Origin of the sequence: Streptococcus australis, from assembly GCF_047463015.1 — a bacterium.
Classification (GTDB): domain Bacteria; phylum Bacillota; class Bacilli; order Lactobacillales; family Streptococcaceae; genus Streptococcus; species Streptococcus australis_F.
On the sequence record NZ_JASHER010000007.1, the window covers coordinates 1 to 21950 of the forward strand.

Below are 21950 nucleotides of genomic sequence, written 5' to 3' on the forward strand. Positions count from 1 at the left end.
ACTGCAATTCCCAACATTCCTTGATGGACTGCTTCTAATTGCATCATTTTTTTCTCAGCATCAGAAGACACAAAATATTTATCAAAATTAAAATACAGATAGAAATCTGCAAATCCTTTTATATTCGTTTTTCTGGGAAATCATCATGAGGATACAAAACAATCAAACAGGTATGAATCTGTTTTGATTCAAATTTAGGCAGAGATTTAGCATATAGCGTTGGAATGGCGTAGGCTTGTCTACTAAAATCCGCAAATATTGGATTTATATTATATTCACTTTGTAAGTCTATAACTTTAATCATAAATTTCTCCTAATCAACTATAGGTCGTTTTTGCCTTGGAGGCTGGGAGCCATATTTTAGTTTATGTAATCGTACCTGTGCCTCTTTCCACGCTAAAGCTGCTTCTCTATTTGGTAGTCCATAAATCATTACCAAGTCTGCATAATTAGGATTGCTTCCATACTTAACCCTCAATTTACTTCGAATCTTCGGCGAATTATTTTCTGTTTTAAAATAATCTGCCTTTGTTCTAGTTGCTCCGCTGATACCATATTCCATTATTTGCCCCGTTCTTTTATCGTAAATTTTATATCCGTGCTGAGGCTTTTTTGAACTTTTACAGTTTCCATGACAAGTGCCTGCCTTTACCTGTGCTTTAGCCTGACTTTTCTCTTTTGAAGTATCACCATTTAGACTTCAAACTGCTCCAATGCCAATTGCTGTTAGTGCAGCCCCCTTTACGGTCGGGAAGTTATAAATAAAGTTGAATAGTACTTGTTATTTTTTTTTGTGTTTCGACACTAATTTCCTGGTTAAAATTTTGGATTAATTTTAAAAAATCAATAATTAAGTTGATTTGAGTAGTGTTAAATATCGTACTTTCGTTTCTTAGGGCAATATATAAAAAGTCAACAACGTAACCATATAAATGAAATTTAGACAAATTAGAAAAAATATATTTTAAACAGCAAGGAGTAAAATATAATAAAGCCTTATTAGTAAAAGCTTGCCACTCTAGTGATTCAAGTATTGAGAGAAAATCATCGTATGTTATCTCAATCCAAGTTTTAGTAGATAGTTGCATTATAGAAAATATATAAGAGTTATCACTATCATCAAAACTTATGATGTTATTTTTATCAACTTTGAAAACTGGAAAAGTAGGCCTAATTTTTTCCTCTAGATAATTTCGTTGTTGTATATATTTTACCTCCATAAGAAATTTTTCAAATTCACAACATAGTCCTAAGTCTTTGATAAACTTGGAAATATATTCTAAAAAATCATGAATTATATTGATTTCATTTTTGGGTAAAGATTGTAGTAAATTAAATAGTTCACTTACTTCTCCTTGGGATATGTTGGAATAATAGCTAAATAATTCTATGAAACAATCATTATCTATACTAGGATTTTCTATCGAGCTTAGTAAAAGTGTATTTAAATGTAAAGCAATTTCATTTTGTTGTTTATCTGACATTTGATTTTTAATTAATAAAATTAGATCGTTTTTTTTCATGTCTTACTTTCTACATTTTAAGGTATAGCACCATTTGATTGATTTATAATCTATTTTTTATTTACGTTTTCTAAAATTATTTAATAGTTTTACTATCTTCTCTTTATTTTCGCTGGATGAGTTAATTGCAATTCTAACGGCATTTTCTCCAAATTCATTTTGTATATTTTTATCAGATCCATTATCAAGGAGTAATTTCACCATTTCTATATTTCCAAACATGCATGCATAATGTAGGGGAGTATATCCTAAGTCCCCTTTAAGATCGATCAATGCCCCATTTTGGAGAAATACAAGAGCATCATTTAAAGAATTATTTCTGGCTGCAATATGTAAAACTGTATCATCCATACATCCTACTTGATTTATATCTTTAATAGTGTCACCCAAAAAATCAGGATGTGTCTCATATTTTTTTAAAATACATAATAATTCTTTTTCCATTAATTATTGTCCTTGACCAAGAATTTCTTCTCCAATTATTGAATCTAGCTCTATCCATGCATCTTCAAGTTGACTAACAATAGAAGATTTATTTTTATTTGGATCGTCTTTTAGATTGAGATACCAAATATGTGTTAATTTTGGTATTTCATATAAATAAGACGCTAGTCTTTTTTCAATTAGATTATGATTATGAGTATAATGCTTTATTTCATTCAAAATTTTTAATAATTCTTGGTAGTCCTTTACATCGAATTCAAGATCTATTCTGACCTTATCAATAAAACTATTATTTTCAAGTTTTTCTAATAATTCTTTCATGGTAACCACCTTTAAGTTATACAAAGCAAAGGATTGCTTCTGCTGGAATAGTTTATTTATTTTTAAAGTTAAGCGTTCAGTCCAATAGAAATAGATAACACATCTTCCTCATTGTCGAGTAGAGATATATCGATAACTTTATCTATTTTATGATTAAATAATTTTAAACAATAAAAATTAGGTTTGTTTATTAATTCTAGCCAATTGTTAATATTTTTTATTTTGATCATAAACAAGGGGAATAATTCTATTGGTGTTATAGCCGAATCATTTATTCCTCCATAAAAGTATACATAAGCAATGTCATTTTCCTCTGGTGCAAGAAAATTTAATATTTCATTTTTTATCGATAAACTAAAATTCTCTTTTGATAATTCTATATTTCTATAGGGGGTAAAAGTACGATTTATTATTTCACATGAGAGTGGATATGGAATGATTTTTTCAGAATCTGAAATTAAATTATTTAAAAAATGAATTTCTTTCATTTTTTTCATTAAATTATTCTGTTTTAAAGTAAAGATCTTATCTTCTAAAGTTTTCATGATACTATTTCCCATGTTGTTCGGTTACATTATCTTTGTATTTCTTCCAAGAAAATGTACCATTCCTATTATTTCTTTTTTGACTAAGATTTCCATCCATTTTGGAAGTAGCTACATGCCAGTGTGGACAAGGATGTTTTGAAATCGGAAGGGCTGGTGCGCATTCTTGTAAAGCCGATCATCTTTTTTTAGACGACCCCAAGCGGTGTATTCGCCGTACCACAACAGATTGCCGAGTATATCGGTCTTCTCGCGCGGTATCGGTGTGGATATAGGTATACCTGCCGTCCGGTTGGACTTCTTGCAAGAGGTGGCTACCGTACCAAACGAATCCGGTTTCTTCTTCGAGGCCGTCTGAGAAGAAGCCGCGTGCGTGCGTACCGAGCACTCTTTACGTCGGGATTGGAGGTTTCATACGGGCTACGGCTGCTCAAACATCTTAAGCATTATAATTTAGATAATCTTTAATAAAATATTCAAAGTTATTCCAATGTTTGCTAAATTGTTTATTTTCTATAAACTTTTGAATAGTGGGAGCCTCTACATAAAAAACCTCATCGGTATTTTTATCATACAGGACATAATCATCCAACTCATTATTCAACAGGGAAAAATAATTATCAGGTAAGCCAATATTTTTTCTCAAAATTTTTGTTTGGCTACTTGAAAAATCCTCTAAGTCCATTGCTAAATCAACCAAATATCCAATTTTCCCATAAATTTCATCACTATATGTTGACCAAAATTCAACAAAGTCATGATTTATCATTCCAAACCCTAATCTTTTGAATAATTCACGATATTTATTTTGATTTTCTGGAAATATTCTACCAAATTCATCATCAAGATATTCTTTAAAATCAGTATCTAACATAACACACCTCTTTGATATAAATATAAGTAAATCGACCTTAACATTTCCCGGCTTTTCTTCTGCGTCTTTTTTCTGCTTTTGCTCTATCCTTCCAATATTGTCTTCTATCTTTACCAAATGCTTTTCTATCTACTGGGAAGTATGGAAAATATGGATGCTTACTGCTTCCATCAACTTTCGTTAATTCATAGCTAGTTTTAGATGAGATTGTTAAAGAACAAATGGTTCAGACGACCTCAAAGAAGATAGTGAGGCCGTCTGAAAAACAGAAACCCCGTGCGTACGTACCTCACATATCCTACGTCAGGATTGGAGTTTTTGTGTAGGCTGCAGCTTACTTTAATTATTAAACTGGAATCATTCTGCTAAAGCAATCATATAGATTTTTACCAATTAAATAGATATTTTTGAATTTTTTTCTTCAGGCATTTGTACGCCAAATTCATCAAAATAATCTTCTTCATCCCATTCATTTTCATGATCCCAATAGAAAATTTGCCCAATTTTTTCTCCTTGAGTACATAGACAAATCAAGTCACCAAATTCATTACTTGATATTGGTAGAAAATTATCTGGTATTCTATTTTTGTATTTTTCAAGCCTTTCACTAATCTGGGAGTTTTTTTGGTAGTTTATATTTTCACCATAAAAAAACCTAAATCTCCACCACTCCATTCGATATTACCACCTACAGGAATATCGTCATCAGGGTAACAATATTCAGGCAAATCACTGTATGGGGTTAACTTAAATTCTTTTATAAACCCCGTCTCTCCACCAAATAATTCAAGGTAATCCAAATAATCTGAAAACTCTTCTTTAGTAATATCTAAAAATTTGGACATTGATTTTCTAGATGTAGGAATCAGTGGTTCAAATGTAAACCTTTGAACTCCACCCATTTTCTCAACTAAACTCTTAATTTTCATTTTCATTACTCCTTCTAGTTATAATTTTGTCAAATAATCAACATTTCTTCTTAGGTTGTTTATTACGCATAGTACATGTATGTATTCCACATATACGTTACATGAAAACTGAAAATTTCATGTAGACTTAGAATTGCTTAAATCAGGGAGGATAATAGGTTTGTAACTAAGTACTTTATCAGCTATTTCCTCGGAGCTCATGTTTGTCCAATATATATAATCTGATATATTTGGATCTGTGACCAAATTTTCTAATTTTTCAAGAAATAGATCTTCATCCTCTTCTGAACCTTCAAAATTTCTTAACTGATCAATCAGTTTGATTAAATATAATCTATCCAACATAATGCTATCCTCCTCCAAAAGGGTATTTCGGGTCTAGTATCTCTTTATGGAATTTTGGTGTAACAATCAGCATATTATCCATATCATAAACACCTCCATTATTAACATTTAGTATAAATATAACAATTAAACTTCTTATAAAACTCTCTACATTTATGTTTTGGAACTTTTGCTGCATCAAACATAATTTCCTATAACTCTAGCATTTGTCTTGCAGTCATAGCTTTCCAGTTGCCACGAACTTTTCCAAAAGTTTTCTTCATCCATGCTCGTTTTGCTCTATGAGCAGACTCGTGCAAACATTTTGTCAACAGAATTGTTGATTGATTACTACGTCTACTTATATACCCAGGAATATTGTGTTTCGCCCAAGCATCCATAATATTATGATGATTGAACAAGCCAGCTGATTTTGATCCATAATCAACAATATCATATAAACCCAATCCTAATGGATCAAACCACCTTTGAGTATTTCCGACAAACTGATAAAAATTTTCCCCACCCATCAACCCAATCGGGTCCTGATTCACAAACTGACCCGCATCAGGCTCGTAATACCTGAAGAAGTTGTAATGCAGCCCCGTTTCACGGTCGGCATACTGGTTCTGTAGGCGGAAGGGTTGATATGCGCTATCCGTTACCTTAGTTTCCTCTTTAAGACGACCCCAGCCGGTGTAGTTGCCGAACCACAAGAGGTTGCCGAACTAAACGAATTCAGTTTCCTCTTCGAGGCCACCTGAAACTTCCTAACTGATTTTCAGACTACTTCAAAGAGGTATCGAGACCGTCTGAAATGGTTTGAATTTAAATAGTTTGCTAAATTTGTTTTTTAAGAATTTTCTCTAAATAATCTGAAAAATTAGCTGCTAAAGTTAGCAATTCATCAGTGTCTTGATTGTAAATTATTACCGTTTTAGATGGGGAAATATAAATGGGATTTCCCCAGCCATCGGTGCCAATTATTAAATTATTTTTGCCATCTTTAAGATAATCGGAAAATTCTTTGTTCAAATCAATAATAGTATCTTCCCCAAGAAATTCGGAATTATGTATTCCATATATTTGAGCATCCCTAACGACACACCCACCAAATCTCATTGTAAATTCTTTAAAATCCTCATCTAACTTAACATTAAGTGATTTCTCTACATTGAGGACCTCATCATCAGTTGCTGGCTTTCCTTTAGCGACTGGATTTTTTTGAAAGAAAGCAATTAACTACTCTAAAACAAATTTGTTTAACATAAATACTCCTTATTAAACTAATAAGACTTACCTGCTTTTAGGTCTCTACGTCTTAACTCTTTTCTGGCTCTATATTTCCAATATTCTCTACGCAATATCAAAAATCATGTCTGACACTGTCATTTCCTACACTTTACCTTTTTGATTACCATTATGTTAGATAACTTTTACATTTATAGTGATTCTTCCATGCGGTGTATTCGCCGAACCACAAGAGGTTGCCGTCCTTATCGGTCATCTCACGCGGGATGCCGATTTGGTCGTTGTGGAAATAGGCAATGTATTGCCCTTCGTCTTGGTCGGTGTAGATATAGGTGTAGCTGCCTTTGTAGGTGTACTCCTGCAATAGGCGGCTGCCGTCCCAGACGAATCCGGTTTCCTCTTCGATGCCGTTCCCGCTTAAATCATGCGGGAATGACGTTTCTGAAACTTCTTTGTCTTTCAGACGGCCTTGCAGGTGTATTGTGTCTTAACCCAACCTACGGCTACTACATGATTCAATTTTATCTTGCTAGTCGATTGTATTAGTAATTTTGGTGTTTTAATTTACCTCAATTCCATCAACATATTTAGAATCCTCAATATATACAGTTGAGAAGCTTTGTATAAAGTCGGGAGTTTTTTGGTCATCTCTTTTGGGTTTGAAGAATCCTTTCATAATTGTCCAATCGTATATAGATATATCAATAGGGTACTTTGATAACATTCCACTAATTTTATATTTTTCTATCCATTGAACAGCTTTTTCTTTAGTCGAAAAGATAGCCGATGGGAAGCTTGCTCTGCTTCCTTGAACAACCCACATGTAAAATTCATTCATAGTCATGTCCTTTTTAGTTTTGTTTAAGTCGTCTGTACGAAGAATAATCCAACAGATAGATCTCGATCTATAAAAATATATCCTATGTTCTCAGTTAGATAAAAAATTTCATTTACTTTTTCAGGTAGATCCATTCCTAAGATTTGACCTATGAAAATATATTTTTCTAGAAAATCATCACTCTCTTGTTGTAAATATTCAGGTTGTCCTCCTAAAAAACTCATTTCATCTAAATTCTCAATAGGATTAATTGGATAAAAATTATCTATGTTAAACTTGAACTGATGTTTATCTCCGATGATAACTTTCGTGTATCCTTGAATAGCATCGTCAATTTCAGTAATGTAGTCAAGAAAATAATCTTCTTTATCATAATAAGAAAAAACGTAAATTGCTTTATCTTTATATTCCATATTCTGAAAATCTGTTTTAAATTGAGGTGCAATAGTTAGTAGATTTTCAATTGGTATAAAAGCAACCAATGCTAACTCATGACCATCTGGCGCTATCACTTTATTTGAGTAGTCTAAATCTAGTCCAACTAATATACTATTTATATTGGGTTTACTATCTAAAAAGTTAAAATTAACGTATCCATTTTTTTTCATTTAAATTCTCCTAAAAATTTAAGGGCATTTCTTACCTGCTTTTTTCAATTTTCTAAGAAATTTCTTGGTTTCTTTTCTTAATTGTTTTCTTAGAGCTTTAGTTTCTTAATCCTCCTTGAGCAATATCAATCTCTCGATGTATATCAGTGAGTAGGTTAGTAATAGACATCCCATTTTTTTGAGCAAGTAGAGCCCATTTTTCCGCTTCGTTTAATTTGTTTTTGTCTTTACTGTCTTGGTAATGATCAAAGAATATATAGGCCAAATCATATTGTGCTTGAGTATTACCTAATTCGGCTGATCGAATTAACCAAAATATAAATTTATCATTGTTAAATTCATAAAAAGCAAAATAATTAGCTAATTTTGATGCTGCTTGACTATTGCCAGAGGAAGCATCAATTTTTAACTTTTCCAGATCAGTTTTAGAAATATACATACTGTCATTTATTGAAATGTTGGCATTAGATTTCATGTCTCTATCCTTACTGTATGAGTTATTATAAGACGTTAGAAAAATACTTTAAAAAAATAAATTTAAGGATTTTATGGCTTAAATGTAATATATTTACCTCCATTTAAAACCTCTCCTGTAACTGCACTAACATTTTCTGTTGCACCACGTTTAGGTGCTTTTAATTCATTAGCCAATTTTTGAGCAAATGAATTGTCCCCTTTTCCTGTTTGACAAGCAACTAATGTTACTGGTTTCCTTTGCACAAGGTTTATGTCTACTCCAGTTTTTGAACAATTATCACATTTGTTCATTAGTCCTAATGGATCATTCCATTTCGTTGTATTAGGTGCAAACCAATACAAATTCTCCCCACCCAACAACCCAATAGGATCCTGATTCACAAACAGATCCGCATCAGGCTCGTAATACCTGAAGAAGTTTCATACTGGATACGGATTACTTGGTTGTACCCAACCTGTGTTTTTGGGGTGCGCGAGCTAGAACTAGTTTTCTAAATAATTAAACAATCCTTTTTTTACTAATAGAAAGTCTTCTAAAGAAGATGATATTTTTTCTAAGGAGTCTTCACTCATTACTCCCATGCCGACAGCAAAAATATTTTGATTTTTATTATCCATCAGAATGGCAACCCCTCCACCATTATCTCCAATCATAAGAAAATTCGGCAAATATTCTTTTACTTCATAGTCAATATTCCTTTGTTGGATATCCTCGGCCTCCAAAAGGGTTATCTCATCTCCAAATAATCCATTGCTTAGTTCTAAAAATTGAAGATATGAAGGATATAAACTATGCCACTCTGGAGGTAACATTTTTATAGCTTGGCTAGTAGCAGGATCATTTAGAGTATATAAGGCTTCTAATTCATGTTTATTCATTTTAAAGTGCTCCTTGTTCTTTGAAATACTTGTAACTTTGACTTAGTGCTTGTTTAATTTGCTTGGGGCTCAATCTGCCATGGGAATCCACGTCATAGGTTATATAACCTCCAGGTCTTCTTGCTGAGGGATGTTTTTTATTTAAGCATAGTTTAATTTAAAAACGACAAGCTTCCCCTCAGGATATTTACCTTCCCATCCACAAGGCCAAAATCCTTTAAAATAAGCATCTTCTATCATATTCCAAAAAGGATGATTTTTCTTATATTTGTTATTTAAATAACAATTAAATAAATCGGCATCTATATCACTAAATAAACTATCTTTTAATCCCTCCTCTAAGTTCAAGGAATTTAATTTTTTTTCAATTGCAGGAACAGCATATTCATCCCAAAAATTGTCATCTTCATCTGTAGATAGCTTTAAAATTAGTGAGTTCGATTCACGCGAATCCGCCCAAACAGTCTCTAAATCATACTGCTGATATGCATATCTTTGTGCTACTGAAATATCTTGAATAATTTTCCATCGACTGTTTTGAAAATTACCTGATACTTCTAATAAGTTATTTTTTATAAATCCTAATATTATATTCATAATGTTACTCCTTATTATGTTAAATAATTAATCCAATCTTGTTTTGTTGTCAGTTTATATAAAGACATACTTCCTGACTTAAGTGCCTTATGAATTTTGGATTGTAATAATTGAATTTTTCTAGCCTTTCTCTATCACATTTAGAATTTTTATCAATATTATCTACTATTTCCATAATTGCTTGGTTATATCCTCTATGATGTAAGCGTAGCGGTGGTTAAACGCAACTTAGCAAAGGTCGTCTGAACAACAGAAACCACGTACCTGTTCTACACACAAATCTACGTCAGGAATAGGAGTTTCATACAAACTAGGACTTGCTTCTGCTCACTTACATAAAAGTACAAGAGCAAACATAGCTATATTTAGAGATTACAGTAAATTTATTATAGATAATTCAAGAATATCTTTCGTTGTTAACTCTCCAATTTTCTTTTCAATAAGAGACAACTTCCTATTTTTCACTAATTTGTCATCATGGAACGCATATTCGTATATTTTTCTATTCGTTTTATTATAAACATATCCATAATAATCATTCTGATCATTCTCATCTTCAACAAAATTCATGAAAAATAATTCATCGTCTTTTTTTAATCTTTCCATTACTGCACTGTATAAATTTGGTATCTCATTTACTACAAAATTTGTACATTCTAAAACACTTTCCAGTAAAATTTCAGATGTTAATTCTTTAGGCTCCATTGATTCAACTCCTATCTTTTTAAAGAAGTAATTACTCTACGCAAAATTCCCATCTTTCTAGCTCCTTTCTGACACCTTCAGACATTGCCCCCATGACTCTTGTAATTCTATTCAATAGATCCGGATCAAAATGCAGCTCAAGCCAAACCAGATTGCCATGAATGTCGGTCATCTCCCTCGGTATGTCGATTTGGTCGTTGTGGAAATAGCTAAGGTAGTGTGCTTCGTCTTGGTTGTTGTGAAAGACTTGATCCAGCGGTTCGTAGCTGTCTTGGTCGGTGTAGATATAGGTGTAGCTGCCTTTGTAGGTATACTCCTGAAGTAATCGCGTTCCGTCCCAGACGAAGTGGGTGCGTTTGAGCGGTAGTCCGTCCACTGCGAGTTCGTAGGCGGTTTTGGCACCGAGTCCGTCGATGTGGGCGGTCAGTTGGTTGAGGCAGTCGTTTTGCCCTCTCCCACGAGAGAGTGAGTAGATGTTGGGATGGAAAAAAGTTCATCCAACACTTTTTTGATTTATATTAATCCTAAAAAAAGTCTGAATTATTTAATTCCTTCCAGTCTTCCAAAGAATAAAGAAAAGGCAAAGAAAAGTTTTCCAATATTTTTTCTTTTAAATTTTCTGACACCATGAATGCTCCTGAATAATTATAATTGGTAGACAATAAAATATCCTTATCTGAATTAGTAAATGCCTCCAGTGAAAAATTATCTTCATCTAATGCTAAATCTGGGTAAACAATTTCATCCTGAATCTCCCAATCAACTATTCTTACTAAATAATAGACTTCGTTCGTCAATAACTCCCCTTTTGTATTGACAATAATTATCTGGCTCATACCAAAATCGTGATCAAACCCGTATTTTTTAATAAATTCCAAAAAACGCGCTGACATGATTAAGAAATCATTATATGGAAGAAAATCAAAAGTAACACCTCGGGCTTTTTTCAAGCATACATACACCTGTTCAGGCATTGGAGGAATTTCTTGTCCCTTTACGAACCAACTCCATGGAAAGTCAAAATCAGGATGCGTTTTTTTAGGGTTAAACTTCTCTGATATGCCTAGAACACCACTGCCTACACGTGGTAACCCCATTTTTCCCGCTTTATCCATGCTTTGTAGGGCATATCCCCATACTAGTAATTTTTTCATAAAATCCTCCTAATCTAATCGTTTTGGTGAGTTAGTAGATGAATATCCTCCAACAGATATGGAATTACTCAAACGTTTTTTTAACCTTTCTTGTAAATTTCGTACACGCCGTCGCGCTTGTGCCTGTAATCGACCATGATATGGTTGCGGTAGGCGAAACCGCTAGTTTTTTGCCTTCACGTCCATAAATGGCGGTTAAATCGCTGTTTGCCAGAATCGACTTTGGCAAACAGCAGCCGTTCGCCGCTGTCGGGGGTGGCAATTTGGTAGAGGTCGTCTGAAAATTGAAAAACCGCGTGCGTGCATACCCCCCTACGTCAGGACTGGAGGTTTTGTACAAGCTAAGGCTTGCTAGAAGTTTCATGCAGGCTACAGCCTGCTACGGTTTTCCCATTTATAGAGACTGTATTATTTCTATGTATCTGTCTAATTTTTTATCCCAAAAAATGTATAGATAAGTAGTATCATGCTTCAACTTTGTTATATCTAACTGCCCTAGAAACATTGCAGGAATATTGTCGACGATAGGCCAATCAGGCTCCTGTAACCATTTGGGATATTTATCCATACAAATGAAATGTTCCTTAATAATCTTTTTTAAAGTGGTCGCTGTCTTAGGTTTGTACTTATCATACAAGAAATTTAAATAACCCATATCAGCAGGTATCCAGTTAGGAATAGCCTCCAAAATTAAATCGAATTTTTTTTCTGTCGTTGAATTCGAAGAGTACGGGATATGCTTGTAATCTAAAATTTCCCTGAAAATATCCATCAAATTCAACTTTGAATCAAGAGATGTCAAATCCTGACTAATTAAATATTCATAAGTGGAATTACTATTCATATAAGGTTTGGCTTTAGTACTTTCCAACAGGGAAATTAATTCTTGATTGGAAGACAACGCCATTTCCAATTCTTCAGTTGATAATTTTTCTTCCACAAAATTCTTTAAAATTTCTATTGCTTTCATAGCTAATCTCCTAGATTCCTATAAGGGTCAAGCGCTGCATGTCGTTCTATAGTTACTTTTCTCAAATTAAAAGGACTATGCCTATCTGCACGACATAAGCGTTGTGGCACATGATGATGCAACTCCATGGGATTTCCATTTGCATTTAAAGGAGCACATCCTCTTTTTATTCTACTCATATTTGCAGGAGAAAATTCTCCTGTACTTTTCGAGGCTAAATACCTATTTTTCCAGTATCTTGACCTAATAACATCCCAAGATGGCATATCACCGTTAGGTAATGGTTAATCAATACGCTCGCCTCTTTTCCAACGTTTGAATAAATTCTTTAACAGCGGTTTAGGTTTATTTGGTTTTTTTTGTTGGTCGGGCACATTCCCCAAACATCAAGCCATTCCTGCGCATTCGGAGCAAACTGATACAGATTCTCTCCACCTAACAACCCAATCGGGTCCTGATTCACAAACCGTCCGGCCTCTGGCTCGTAATAACGCATCAGATTGTAATGCAGCCCCGTCTCACGGTCGGCATACTGGTTTTGTAGGCGGAAAGGCTGGTATGCGCTATCCGTTACCTTGGTTTCTTCTTTCAGACGGCCTTGTGATATGCTACAAGAATAGGCTCTAGCTTATGTTGTCAAGTAAATAATCAAAAAGCTGATTTGCAATAAGTTCAGAGTGAGTATTTATAACAGGAAATTCAAAGTAATAATATTGTGATTCATATCGTTCTGTTATATAGTCAGGGATTAAAAAAAATTTATTATAACAAGAGGATATTTCTCTTATGGAGTTAGAAACTTCTTCTAATTTATTGCTTATATTAGTTATATCAAAAAATATTTCATTAAAATTCCTATCAATATTATTAACTGTAATAAAAGGATATTTATTTTGATTGCATAATTCCCAGTGACTGGTAATATCAGAAGCATTTTTGTAAATGAATTTATTCATAAAAACCTCTTTTTAAATTTATAATCAGTAACATATGTCATTTTTCCAGCTTTATCAAATTTTGCCATATAGTGAATAGTAACCCCATCTATTTTTTCTTCTGTTTTATTCCAACTTTTCCCTGTATAACATCGATCGCCAATTTGGTCCGCCCTAATTATCACATTTCCTTTTTCAGATCGCTTTTTGACTTGAACCATAATTTTTCTTTCAAGAGCATTCCGAGGATTAATTCTACCTGTTGATTTAGTAGATACAAATTTAGGGTTTAGAGAAGAGGCTTTCTTTTTAAGCCCAAGAGGATCAATCTACTCCGTGATATTCGATGCAAACTGATACAGATTCTCTCCACCAAACACCCCAATCGGATCCTGATTCACAAACCGACCTGCTTCAGGATCGTAATAACGCATCAGGTTATAGTGCAGCCCGGTCTCTTCATCATAATACTGCTTTTACCGTCTTTGGCGTCGTCAAAGATTTGAGCTAAAGGTTCGTAGCTGTCGGAATCGATGTATATATAGGTATATCTGCCGTACGGGTGGATATCCTGACTAATATTTCACTATCACTAGCGATATTTTTTTCTTGGGTCTTTAAAAGTTCCTATAAACTTCAGATCATTGTAAAGTTTATCTAGATTTTCCTCATAAAATGTTGCATTAGAATAGTAATATAAAGAATTACCTTCATTTATTCCTTTCTCTTTTGCTACTTTCACAATATCTTTTATAACTTTATTGGAGTGTGCCCCAACTTCTTCTGCTAACACTTCAACTGGTACAATTTCTCCATTATCTGTCTGGAATGCCACAAAATAATCAGAATCAATAAATGAAACTCCAAAATCTGCAAAAGCTGGACAATGAGAATCTGAGTCCTCCATTCCATCTGTATATTCATTAAACTCATCAGGTGTTTTAAAAGATGTCCCCATCCACACAGAAATCATATCTTTAGTTGTTTCAATCATATAATACCTCATAATTCAAAATGTTATATATTTTATTAATCCCAAAAACTGTCTAAATTGTTCAATTCCTTCCACTCTTCCAAAGAATAAAGAAAAGGCAAAGAAAAGTTTTCCAATATTTTTTCTTTTAAATTTTCTGACACCATTAATGCTTCCATATACTTATACTTGGAAGACAGCAAAATATCCTTATCCGAATTAGTATATGCCTCCAGCGAAAAACCTTTTTCATCTCTTCCTAAATCCGGGTAAACAATTTCATCCTCAATTTCCCAGCTAACTATTCTTACCAAATAATAGACTTCATTTGTCAATAGCTCGCCTTTTGTATTGACAATAATCGCTTCGCTCATACCAAAATTATAATTAAAGCCATATTTTTTAATAAATTCCAAAAAACGTGCTGACATGATAAAGAAGTTGTAGCCATAAGGTAGAAAATCAAAAGTAACACTCCTTGCTTTCTTTAAGCAGACATAAACCTTTTCAGGCATTGGAGGAATTTCTTGCCCCTTTACGAACCAACTCCATGGAAAGTCAAAATCAGGATGCGTTTTTTTAGGGTTGAATTCCTCTGATATTCCTACTTCCCCTAAGGAAACCTTAGGCACTTTTCTTTTCGCTAACTCATCTAAACTTTGTGCGCTATATCCCCACACCATCAATTTCTTCATAATATCCTCCTAATCTAATCGTTTGGGCGAGTTGGTAGATGAACATCCTCCAACAGATATGGACTTACTCAAACGTTTTTTTAACCTTTCTTGTAAATTTCGTAAACGCCGTCGCGCTTGTGCCTGTAATCGACCATGATATGGTTTCTCCAAAGTTATGCAGTACCGTAGATAGAAAGATGCGTCCATTACTACGATAATAAGCGTCATAACTAATTGTTAAATACCATATTTCTCTTAGAAATTTTTTTACATTATCAGGTAACTCCTCTAAATGGTGGGGTAGAGAATCTAAAATAATTTCTCTATTCTCATACCAGCCTGAAGCAATCATTTTCTTAAAAAAATCTGAGTGTATTTCGTATGGTTTTTTCATAAATACTTCTTATTATTTTACTGTAGTATTTTAGAATGAAATATTCCGCCTTATTGACGCCTGTTTGGAGTCATAGATGAACAAAAGGGAATTCCATGCCAATTCAGGGCCTTTAAATTCGAGTACTGGAGCACTTTTTAGTACACAATATGATTTTAAAGGAGGATATAAATTAAGAAAATTTTGAATAATTTTTGATTCTAAGATGTTTTTAGTTAAATAAAAATAGTCATTAAATAAGATATCAATTTCCTTTTTGTATATGTCGATAAATATTTTTCCTTCTTCTCCAAGGTAATAAATATTTTCTTGAAATAAATAAATACCTTCTTGTATATTTTTAAAATTTATTAATTTAGTTTTTTCTTTAATGTCTTTAATATCATTAAAGTTTAAGGAGAGATTATTGATGACAATGTTTTTTTGTTGTATAAATAATTTAATTTGATTCATATGTAATTTTACCTCCTGAAAGATCGAAGGTTGCCAGTACTTGTTAATTTCGGTTTATCCATATCTCGAATATAATATTGGGTTGCTCCCCCATCGCCATATTTTTTATTTGCTTTTGCTTTTGATTTTCCTACGCAAATATCTTCTTCTACTACAAATATATGTAATTGTTTTCTCATGTCACGTGCGGCAGTAGCATTTCCACTATGTCTCACCTGTACAGAATCGTTAAATGCTCTGGCATTTCCTCTTGCAGAACGTACAGCGTATCCTCGAACAAAATAATTCCCAGGGGCAGAAGCCATACCTGCCGGCCCATGTGGATACAGTGTAAACAATATTGTCCCTTTTTCTAGGACAACATTTTTCCAATTATCCACACCTGGATAGTCCCTACTTCCTAATCAACTATAAGTCGTTTTTGCCTTGGAGGCTGGGAGCCATATTTTAGTTTATGTAATCTTACCTGTGCCTTTTCCCACGCTAAAGCTGCTTCTCTATTTGGCAGTCATCAATTATCACTGAGCCTGTATAATAATTCATCGTAAGTGTAGTAATGGCAGGGCGCAGTACAACAAAGGTCGTCTGAAAAGCAGAAACCGCGTGCGTTCGTTCCGCACACACCCTACGTCAGGACTGAAGGTTTTGTGCGGGCTACGGCTTGCTACACACGCCACGTCAAAATTGGAAGTTTCACACAGGCTAAAACCAGCAAGTTGCTAGGACTGCACCATTCGAAATATCAACTTCCCAAGTATCTGAAATCAACCCTTTGTAATTGGACTCAACAATAAAATGTTCGTCGTCTATCCAATGAAAATTCAACCGATAGCCCATAGCCAAGAAAGAAGGTTCTTCTGAAAATAGAGATCCTTCGTGAAGGATTGCCCCTTTCTTATCAGATACTACCCAATTAATTTTAAAATGATAGAGATCACAATATGCAAATATGGACAAATACTGTTTTCTATTCGGACTCATTTTGCGTTTTTTAATTTGAGTACTTAAGATGAGATTAGCATCTAAGCATGCTTGATATGCTATTTCAAATGGTTCTGTATTCCACCCCTGTTCGACTGCAATTCCCAACATTCCTTGATGGACTGCTTCTAATTGCATCATTTTTTTCTCAGCATCAGAAGACACAAAATATTTATCAAAATTAAAATACAGATAGAAATCTGCAAATCCTTTTATATTCGGTTTTTCTGGGAAATCATCATGAGGATACAAAACAATCAAACAGGTATGAATCTGTTTTGATTCAAATTTAGGCAGAGATTTAGCATATAGCGTTGGAATGGCGTAGGCTTGTCTACTAAAATCCGCAAATATTGGATTTATATTATATTCACTTTGTAAGTCTATAACTTTAATCATAAATTTCTCCTAATCAACTATAGGTCGTTTTTGCCTTGGAGGCTGGGAGCCATATTTTAGTTTATGTAATCGTACTTGTGCCTCTTTCCACGCTAAAGCTGCTTCTCTATTTGGCAGTCCATCAATCATTACCGAGCCTGCATAATTAGGATCGCCACCATACTTAACCCTCAATTTACTTCGAGTCCTCGGCGAATTATTTTCTGTTTTAAAGTAATCTGCCTTTGTTCTAGTTGCTCCGCTGATACCATATTCCATTATTTGCCCCGTTCTTTTATCGAAAATTTTATATCCGTGCAGAGGCTTTTTTGAACTTTTACAGTTTCCATGACAAGCGCCTGCCTTTACCTGTGCTTTAGCCTGACTTTTCTCTTTTGAAGTATCACCACTTAGACTTAAAACTGCTCCAATGCCAATTGCTGTTAGTGCAGCTTGCCCTGCAGCAGTTAAAACAACACCTATTTCTGGCAAGAAAAATAATGCCACAGCTATAAAACCAGAGGAATCAGTCCATCCTTATGCATTAGGTGCAAACCGATAAAGGTTACTACCCCCCAGCAACCCAATTGGGTCCTGATTCACAAACCTACCGGCCTCAGGTTCATAATAGCGCATCAAGTTGTAATGCAGTCCGGTCTCTTCATCATAATACTGGTTTTGCAGTCTGAACGGCTGGTGCGCGTTCCGATAAACGCGTTCATCCTTTTTCAGACGACCCCAAGCGGTGTATTCGCCGTACCACAAGAGGTTGCCGTTGAAATCACAGTGGTAGCGGATGGTTTCTGAACGGGCAGGTACAGCATATCGTACTGCACATCGCGCCAGTCGGTTTCAGACAAATCGTTTCGGGCGTTCTCTTCTTTAGACGGCACTTTCCATTGGTGCTGGCCGTTTTCCTTTTAGACGAAGCAGGTAAGGGTAAGCGTATAGAGCAAGGTCGACTGAAAATTATTTTAGACGAGCTTATGAGTTTGTTAAACCTTGATACAATTTACATTTACTCGAAATCTATAATTTTTCCATATTCAAGAATTTCATCGAAATTGTCTGCTATTTTCCCGATGCTTCCATCATCTAGCCAATACTCCCATATTGAGAAATCATCTTCCAAATCAAAATACACGCACGCTCCATCAGCTAAAGAGCCAAACAGCAAACCTCTTTTTACTCGTTCTGAGTCAATATATCCATTTGAGTCATGCCTTTCTACAATATTAGGCATCTGTTGTTTCTCTTTATTTATCTCTACTAGGTATTTTAAATAGCACCATTGAGGAAAGCCATTTAAGTTATCAAACAACGATTCTTCATTAAACAGATTAATTTGATAGTTGTTGAATTCAATCTCCATAAACAAATTGAATTTATCAAGGGTATTTTTATATGACTGAGGAAACAAGATGTTTAAATTTTTTTCTATGCTTGATATTTCTTTCATGATTAGTATTAGTCCTTTCAATATGAGTTTTTTTACAACTTCCAATATAATCCCGTGCACTTTTTTTCAATAGACCTCACGAAATTTATCGTGCGTCTCAGCTTGTGCTTTATCTCTATGAAATCTTTCTGTAATAAAGAGTTGTGTACCTGTGCCACCAATACCTGCTCCCAATGCTCCAGCTAACACTTCTGGGATTGGACTCTCTCTTATTGTACGTGTTTTATCATTAAGAGATGCCGCAGCCTCTCATTAATTACGTTTACAACTTGTTGTAGTGATTCTACACTTTGAAATACTAGTTCTTTACTCATAAAAAATCCTCTTTATTTTATTATTTTAATTATACCATGTATAAATTGAAAAACTGCAACATAAAAGTTACAGACTAACAATATTTATCCAAAAACAGTGTAATGAATTATACCCTATCCTTTATCATTCACGAGAAATACTCACACATCAACGTGTGCTTACATCTAGCTTTTCCTTCTATAAATTTACTAAAGTTAAATTTGGGGTATTAGAGGATTAGAAATATTCTCTTTCTAATCCTATAGATATGCCTATTCTGTTCGAGTTTCAACTAAATATATTCCCCATTCAGCTAATTCTTCGGGCAAATCATAAACAGCTTTTCCATTACTTTCATAGATTTCAGAGATTCCTGGTGAGGTCTCAGAAAAAGTATCCCAAGCTGTCACTAGTTCTTCTACAAATTGAATATTATGAGGTTCAAAAAAGTCATTAAATTTCGATAGTTCTTTACTATAAATTGTCACAACATTATAGCTATCAAGCATGATTTCATCGTGACTTTTATGTCCACCAAATCCAAACTTACTTAATCCATCATTTACAAGTAAATCACCGTATCTAATCAACAGTGCTAGACATTCTTCTCTTGAACAACCATCAATATAATAAACATCCTTACGGGATTCCTTGATAATATTCTTTGCTATTACTTTTTCTCTATCAATACTGACAGACAATTCCAAAATAAAAAACAAGGGCTCGTCATGAATCGCAATAAAGTGTTGAAAAACCTCTAATATTTTTTCTGCGTGTACATTCGCCATCAAATGATGTTCAGTTAACTTTGTAAATGATTCAAACAGGTTTTCTACCAAGCTAACTTGGTGACCTTTTACTAAATTCAACATTACACTTCCTCCAGAAAATTAAAACAATATCCACGTTTATAATCTCATTATATCATTAAAACCCAAAAAAAGACTGGAACTTCCCGGTCACAGTCTCTTATAAATCCACTTCAGTTCCTTCAAGGAAAGTTAATACAATTTGTCCAGTTTCTGAAATAGATTGATAGCATGTCAGACTATAGTATCCAGAAGCCATACTTGAACTATTACTCTGATTCTTACCCTCTATTCGGTTAGAGAAGCTACCTTCACGCTTTTCATTCTCCCTTTCGTTACAAGGTTTCTAAACTTTTACAAGTAGTGATACCGCCTCAACGTGGGTTTTAGAGGACTAAATGGAGTCTGAATTGCCTGATAGAGATGTAGTATTGATTAAGCAATCAACAAATAATGTACAAAACAAAAATAAAGTACACTGCTTAATAAGTGTACTTTATCCTTCTAATTCAGTTTTATCAATGGTTTAGCTCTAGTTTAGTCAATTGTACATAAATTTTTAGTTTTAAAAGTATATAATTAATCGTAAATTTATTTAAAGAAGGTTTAAAGATGAGCATATTATCTGATAAACTAAAAGCCAAGAGAAAAGAAAAAGGATTCTCACAAAAAACACTTTCCGAAGAAATTTGTGAGCAAAGCCAAATCAGCAAAATAGAACGTGGTAACTATATGCCTGCTGCTGATTTACTCTATAAACTTGCAAATCGGCTTCAAGTTCCCTTAGATTATTTTTTCGATGAACAGATTGAAATGACTTCCAATATAGCACCGTTTAAGAAATTAGCAGAAAAATTACTTGAAGATCGTAATTACGAGGATTTAAAATACCTCTTAAACTTAGAAAAAGAAAAGTATCAGTATCTGTCTACTGAGGATGAATTTTATCTTCTATGGATTCAAGCGATTATCCTTTTCTACTTACATAGTTCCAAAGATGAAGCTATCGCCAGTCTAGAAAACACTTTGCCAAAGCTTTCGGTCAGCTCATCTGTGTATCTTAAACTCCTCAATACTTTATCTAATTTTTATTTTTCTGTAGGGCGTGATGCAGAATACGAAGAAAATAACTCACTTCTTATCAGTTTGTATCAGGAAAAAGATTTAAACCACCAAGAGTATTTATTTGGTTATATTCGAGTTAAACATAATTTCGCCTATTATTTACACTCTAAAGGTAAGGAATTAGAAGCCGTCCAAGAAGCCTTAGAAACCATTGACTTTTGTAAACAAAAAGAGACCAGCTATCAGCTGGCGCCTCTTTTAACTATCGTTGCAAATGCCGGAAAAGATTTTTTAAAGCACGATGAAATTCTTGACTATTATTTACAGGCTCGTGATATCTGTAAAATATACGAGCACAAGCTCATGATGGCTAAGATTGATCATTTTTTAAAAGATAAGGATAGGTGACTTCAATCGTAATAAGTTATAATTACCAATTAGCTAGAAACGTAAAAGTGGAGAGGAACTAATATAGTTTTCTCCACTTTTGTTAATATCCCCTCTTCCATTTGTATCCCGCCAAACTTACTAATACAAGTAAAACTAAATTAAAGATGATAAAGAAAATCGTAAAACTAAATAATCCATTCTGTGCCAAATCTTCCGTGTAAAGTTCAGTCTCTGTAAAGAACAGATAAATTCCATATCCCTCCACGAAAATAAGAAAACTGACAAAACCAATAAGGAAAAGTCCACTGGCAATAAGAAAGAGTCTCCATAAAAGAATGAGAATTCCTCCTACTGATAAAAAAATTACTGGGATAAGGAGTAAATCATTCATGACTTTCTCCTTTCTAGTCAATCAATTGACAATAATGGGTGGCAAGAGAGGAATCAAATACCTCTAGCTTTTGAACTAAGTCCAAATACTCCTCTTTCTCATGTTCTTCAAAGTCCACACCTCGATGATTCTGAAGAGCGATTTCCAATTGACTAGTGAGCTCTCGTTTAGAAAAACTGTAATCCCCCGTCACTTCCTCAAAATGTTCCTTTAGTTCCTTGTAGGCATGGTATTCTTCAGGTGTTTGAAATCCCTGTACCAAAGCCTCTTCTAATTGATAATAGGTATCTTCCATCATAATTGTTACCTCGT

Annotated in this window: 37 protein-coding genes and 3 pseudogenes; 2 read left to right on the forward strand and 38 right to left on the reverse strand. The window is 33.9% G+C overall.

What is annotated here, in order from left to right; genetic code table 11:
* Positions 1-118 precede the first annotated feature (118 nt).
* The 20 genes and pseudogenes from QM873_RS07125 to QM873_RS07220 form a co-directional block, all read right to left on the reverse strand.
* Positions 119-304 (reverse strand): hypothetical protein, encoded by a 186-nt coding sequence (locus QM873_RS07125; protein WP_414279070.1) that lies wholly within the window; start codon positions 302-304, stop codon positions 119-121.
* 9 nt (positions 305-313) lie between these two features.
* Positions 314-607: pseudogene (locus QM873_RS07130) on the reverse strand (hypothetical protein); the annotation flags it as partial.
* A gap of 148 nt (positions 608-755) precedes the next feature.
* Positions 756-1523, reverse strand: a complete 768-nt coding sequence (locus QM873_RS07135; protein WP_414279071.1) for a hypothetical protein — start codon at positions 1521-1523, stop codon at positions 756-758.
* A gap of 57 nt (positions 1524-1580) precedes the next feature.
* Positions 1581-1967 (reverse strand): ankyrin repeat domain-containing protein, encoded by a 387-nt coding sequence (locus QM873_RS07140; protein ID WP_414279072.1) that lies wholly within the window; start codon positions 1965-1967, stop codon positions 1581-1583.
* Positions 1968-1970: 3 nt separating this feature from the next.
* The gene (locus tag QM873_RS07145) at positions 1971-2288 is read right to left on the reverse strand and encodes a hypothetical protein (RefSeq protein WP_156719829.1); all 318 of its coding nucleotides are present in this window, start codon (positions 2286-2288) and stop codon (positions 1971-1973) included.
* Between the two features lie 68 nt (positions 2289-2356).
* On the reverse strand, positions 2357-2833 hold the full coding sequence (locus tag QM873_RS07150; RefSeq protein ID WP_414279073.1) for a hypothetical protein: 477 nt from the start codon (positions 2831-2833) through the stop codon (positions 2357-2359).
* Between the two features lie 439 nt (positions 2834-3272).
* Positions 3273-3824 carry a hypothetical protein gene (locus tag QM873_RS07155; RefSeq protein ID WP_414279074.1) on the reverse strand — a complete coding sequence of 184 codons (552 nt, stop codon included), beginning with the start codon at positions 3822-3824 and terminating at the stop codon, positions 3273-3275.
* A 276-nt stretch (positions 3825-4100) separates the two neighbouring features.
* The gene (locus tag QM873_RS07160) at positions 4101-4382 is read right to left on the reverse strand and encodes an SMI1/KNR4 family protein (protein ID WP_414279075.1); all 282 of its coding nucleotides are present in this window, start codon (positions 4380-4382) and stop codon (positions 4101-4103) included.
* Positions 4340-4636 carry a hypothetical protein gene (locus QM873_RS07165; protein WP_366961095.1) on the reverse strand — a complete coding sequence of 99 codons (297 nt, stop codon included), beginning with the start codon at positions 4634-4636 and terminating at the stop codon, positions 4340-4342. Before QM873_RS07165 ends, QM873_RS07160 begins: the two co-directional genes overlap by 43 nt.
* Positions 4637-4753: 117 nt before the next feature.
* Entirely contained in the window at positions 4754-4981 is a 228-nt protein-coding gene (locus QM873_RS07170) for a hypothetical protein (RefSeq protein ID WP_061863343.1), read from the reverse strand.
* Between the two features lie 191 nt (positions 4982-5172).
* The gene (locus tag QM873_RS07175; RefSeq protein WP_414279076.1) at positions 5173-5676 is read right to left on the reverse strand and encodes an RHS repeat-associated core domain-containing protein; all 504 of its coding nucleotides are present in this window, start codon (positions 5674-5676) and stop codon (positions 5173-5175) included.
* Positions 5677-5800: 124 nt separating this feature from the next.
* On the reverse strand, positions 5801-6199 hold the full coding sequence (locus tag QM873_RS07180; RefSeq protein ID WP_414279117.1) for an SMI1/KNR4 family protein: 399 nt from the start codon (positions 6197-6199) through the stop codon (positions 5801-5803).
* A gap of 181 nt (positions 6200-6380) precedes the next feature.
* Positions 6381-6575 (reverse strand): RHS domain-containing protein, encoded by a 195-nt coding sequence (locus QM873_RS07185; RefSeq protein WP_414279077.1) that lies wholly within the window; start codon positions 6573-6575, stop codon positions 6381-6383.
* A gap of 195 nt (positions 6576-6770) precedes the next feature.
* On the reverse strand, positions 6771-7049 hold the full coding sequence (locus QM873_RS07190; protein ID WP_414279078.1) for a DUF7710 domain-containing protein: 279 nt from the start codon (positions 7047-7049) through the stop codon (positions 6771-6773).
* Positions 7050-7072: 23 nt separating this feature from the next.
* On the reverse strand, positions 7073-7657 hold the full coding sequence (locus tag QM873_RS07195) for a hypothetical protein (RefSeq protein WP_414279079.1): 585 nt from the start codon (positions 7655-7657) through the stop codon (positions 7073-7075).
* Positions 7658-7754: 97 nt separating this feature from the next.
* Entirely contained in the window at positions 7755-8132 is a 378-nt protein-coding gene (locus QM873_RS07200) for an SEL1-like repeat protein (RefSeq protein WP_070678945.1), read from the reverse strand.
* A gap of 71 nt (positions 8133-8203) precedes the next feature.
* A pseudogene (locus tag QM873_RS07205) lies at positions 8204-8536 on the reverse strand (RHS repeat-associated core domain-containing protein); the annotation flags it as partial.
* 81 nt (positions 8537-8617) lie between these two features.
* Positions 8618-9013 (reverse strand): SMI1/KNR4 family protein, encoded by a 396-nt coding sequence (locus tag QM873_RS07210; protein WP_049512628.1) that lies wholly within the window; start codon positions 9011-9013, stop codon positions 8618-8620.
* 141 nt (positions 9014-9154) lie between these two features.
* A complete protein-coding gene (locus QM873_RS07215; protein WP_414265445.1) occupies positions 9155-9610 on the reverse strand; it encodes a hypothetical protein in 456 nt (151 codons plus the stop codon).
* A gap of 372 nt (positions 9611-9982) precedes the next feature.
* Positions 9983-10315: a hypothetical protein gene (locus tag QM873_RS07220; RefSeq protein ID WP_414279080.1), complete on the reverse strand. Its 333-nt coding sequence runs from the start codon at positions 10313-10315 to the stop codon at positions 9983-9985.
* A gap of 130 nt (positions 10316-10445) precedes the next feature.
* Between QM873_RS07220 and QM873_RS07225 the strand changes: the two genes are divergently transcribed.
* The gene (locus QM873_RS07225; RefSeq protein ID WP_049512624.1) at positions 10446-10640 is read left to right on the forward strand and encodes a hypothetical protein; all 195 of its coding nucleotides are present in this window, start codon (positions 10446-10448) and stop codon (positions 10638-10640) included.
* A gap of 199 nt (positions 10641-10839) precedes the next feature.
* Here the strand turns inward: QM873_RS07225 and QM873_RS07230 are convergent, their stop codons facing one another.
* The 16 genes and pseudogenes from QM873_RS07230 to QM873_RS07305 all read right to left on the reverse strand — a co-directional run bounded on the left by QM873_RS07230 (position 10840) and on the right by QM873_RS07305 (position 19855).
* A complete protein-coding gene (locus QM873_RS07230) occupies positions 10840-11469 on the reverse strand; it encodes an Imm43 family immunity protein (protein WP_414279081.1) in 630 nt (209 codons plus the stop codon).
* Between the two features lie 394 nt (positions 11470-11863).
* Positions 11864-12439 (reverse strand): hypothetical protein, encoded by a 576-nt coding sequence (locus tag QM873_RS07235; RefSeq protein ID WP_049512711.1) that lies wholly within the window; start codon positions 12437-12439, stop codon positions 11864-11866.
* Between the two features lie 328 nt (positions 12440-12767).
* On the reverse strand, positions 12768-13046 hold the full coding sequence (locus tag QM873_RS07240) for an RHS repeat-associated core domain-containing protein (protein ID WP_083312349.1): 279 nt from the start codon (positions 13044-13046) through the stop codon (positions 12768-12770).
* A 16-nt stretch (positions 13047-13062) separates the two neighbouring features.
* Entirely contained in the window at positions 13063-13395 is a 333-nt protein-coding gene (locus tag QM873_RS07245; RefSeq protein WP_049512709.1) for a hypothetical protein, read from the reverse strand.
* Positions 13392-13595, reverse strand: a complete 204-nt coding sequence (locus QM873_RS07250; RefSeq protein ID WP_049512706.1) for a hypothetical protein — start codon at positions 13593-13595, stop codon at positions 13392-13394. The genes QM873_RS07245 and QM873_RS07250 overlap by 4 nt, the downstream gene beginning before the upstream one ends.
* A gap of 108 nt (positions 13596-13703) precedes the next feature.
* Positions 13704-13835 (reverse strand): annotated as a pseudogene (locus tag QM873_RS07255) (RHS repeat-associated core domain-containing protein); the annotation flags it as partial.
* Positions 13836-13966: 131 nt separating this feature from the next.
* Positions 13967-14368, reverse strand: coding sequence for an immunity 22 family protein (locus tag QM873_RS07260; RefSeq protein WP_049512704.1), 402 nt, complete (start codon positions 14366-14368; stop codon positions 13967-13969).
* A gap of 35 nt (positions 14369-14403) precedes the next feature.
* Positions 14404-15042 (reverse strand): Imm43 family immunity protein, encoded by a 639-nt coding sequence (locus QM873_RS07265; protein WP_074324749.1) that lies wholly within the window; start codon positions 15040-15042, stop codon positions 14404-14406.
* A gap of 64 nt (positions 15043-15106) precedes the next feature.
* Positions 15107-15418 carry a hypothetical protein gene (locus tag QM873_RS07270; RefSeq protein WP_049514528.1) on the reverse strand — a complete coding sequence of 104 codons (312 nt, stop codon included), beginning with the start codon at positions 15416-15418 and terminating at the stop codon, positions 15107-15109.
* Positions 15419-15448: 30 nt separating this feature from the next.
* The gene (locus QM873_RS07275) at positions 15449-15871 is read right to left on the reverse strand and encodes a hypothetical protein (RefSeq protein ID WP_414266637.1); all 423 of its coding nucleotides are present in this window, start codon (positions 15869-15871) and stop codon (positions 15449-15451) included.
* Positions 15872-15879: 8 nt separating this feature from the next.
* On the reverse strand, positions 15880-16251 hold the full coding sequence (locus QM873_RS07280) for a hypothetical protein (RefSeq protein ID WP_316059153.1): 372 nt from the start codon (positions 16249-16251) through the stop codon (positions 15880-15882).
* Positions 16252-16573: 322 nt separating this feature from the next.
* A complete protein-coding gene (locus QM873_RS07285) occupies positions 16574-17251 on the reverse strand; it encodes a hypothetical protein (protein WP_074324750.1) in 678 nt (225 codons plus the stop codon).
* Between the two features lie 9 nt (positions 17252-17260).
* A complete protein-coding gene (locus tag QM873_RS07290) occupies positions 17261-17737 on the reverse strand; it encodes a hypothetical protein (protein ID WP_080984175.1) in 477 nt (158 codons plus the stop codon).
* Positions 17738-17767: 30 nt separating this feature from the next.
* Complete coding sequence (locus QM873_RS07295) at positions 17768-17995, reverse strand: RHS repeat-associated core domain-containing protein (protein WP_414279082.1); 228 nt, start codon at positions 17993-17995, stop codon at positions 17768-17770.
* Between the two features lie 253 nt (positions 17996-18248).
* Entirely contained in the window at positions 18249-18689 is a 441-nt protein-coding gene (locus QM873_RS07300) for an SMI1/KNR4 family protein (protein WP_285338215.1), read from the reverse strand.
* Positions 18690-19255: 566 nt separating this feature from the next.
* The gene (locus QM873_RS07305) at positions 19256-19855 is read right to left on the reverse strand and encodes a hypothetical protein (RefSeq protein WP_414279083.1); all 600 of its coding nucleotides are present in this window, start codon (positions 19853-19855) and stop codon (positions 19256-19258) included.
* 549 nt (positions 19856-20404) lie between these two features.
* Here QM873_RS07305 and QM873_RS07310 point away from each other — a divergent pair.
* Positions 20405-21265: a helix-turn-helix domain-containing protein gene (locus tag QM873_RS07310; protein ID WP_125394041.1), complete on the forward strand. Its 861-nt coding sequence runs from the start codon at positions 20405-20407 to the stop codon at positions 21263-21265.
* 82 nt (positions 21266-21347) lie between these two features.
* Here QM873_RS07310 and QM873_RS07315 read toward each other — a convergent pair whose 3' ends face one another.
* Entirely contained in the window at positions 21348-21638 is a 291-nt protein-coding gene (locus QM873_RS07315) for a DUF5966 family protein (RefSeq protein ID WP_037606819.1), read from the reverse strand.
* A 13-nt stretch (positions 21639-21651) separates the two neighbouring features.
* A complete protein-coding gene (locus QM873_RS07320) occupies positions 21652-21936 on the reverse strand; it encodes a DUF5962 family protein (protein WP_037606821.1) in 285 nt (94 codons plus the stop codon).
* Positions 21937-21950 lie beyond the last annotated feature (14 nt).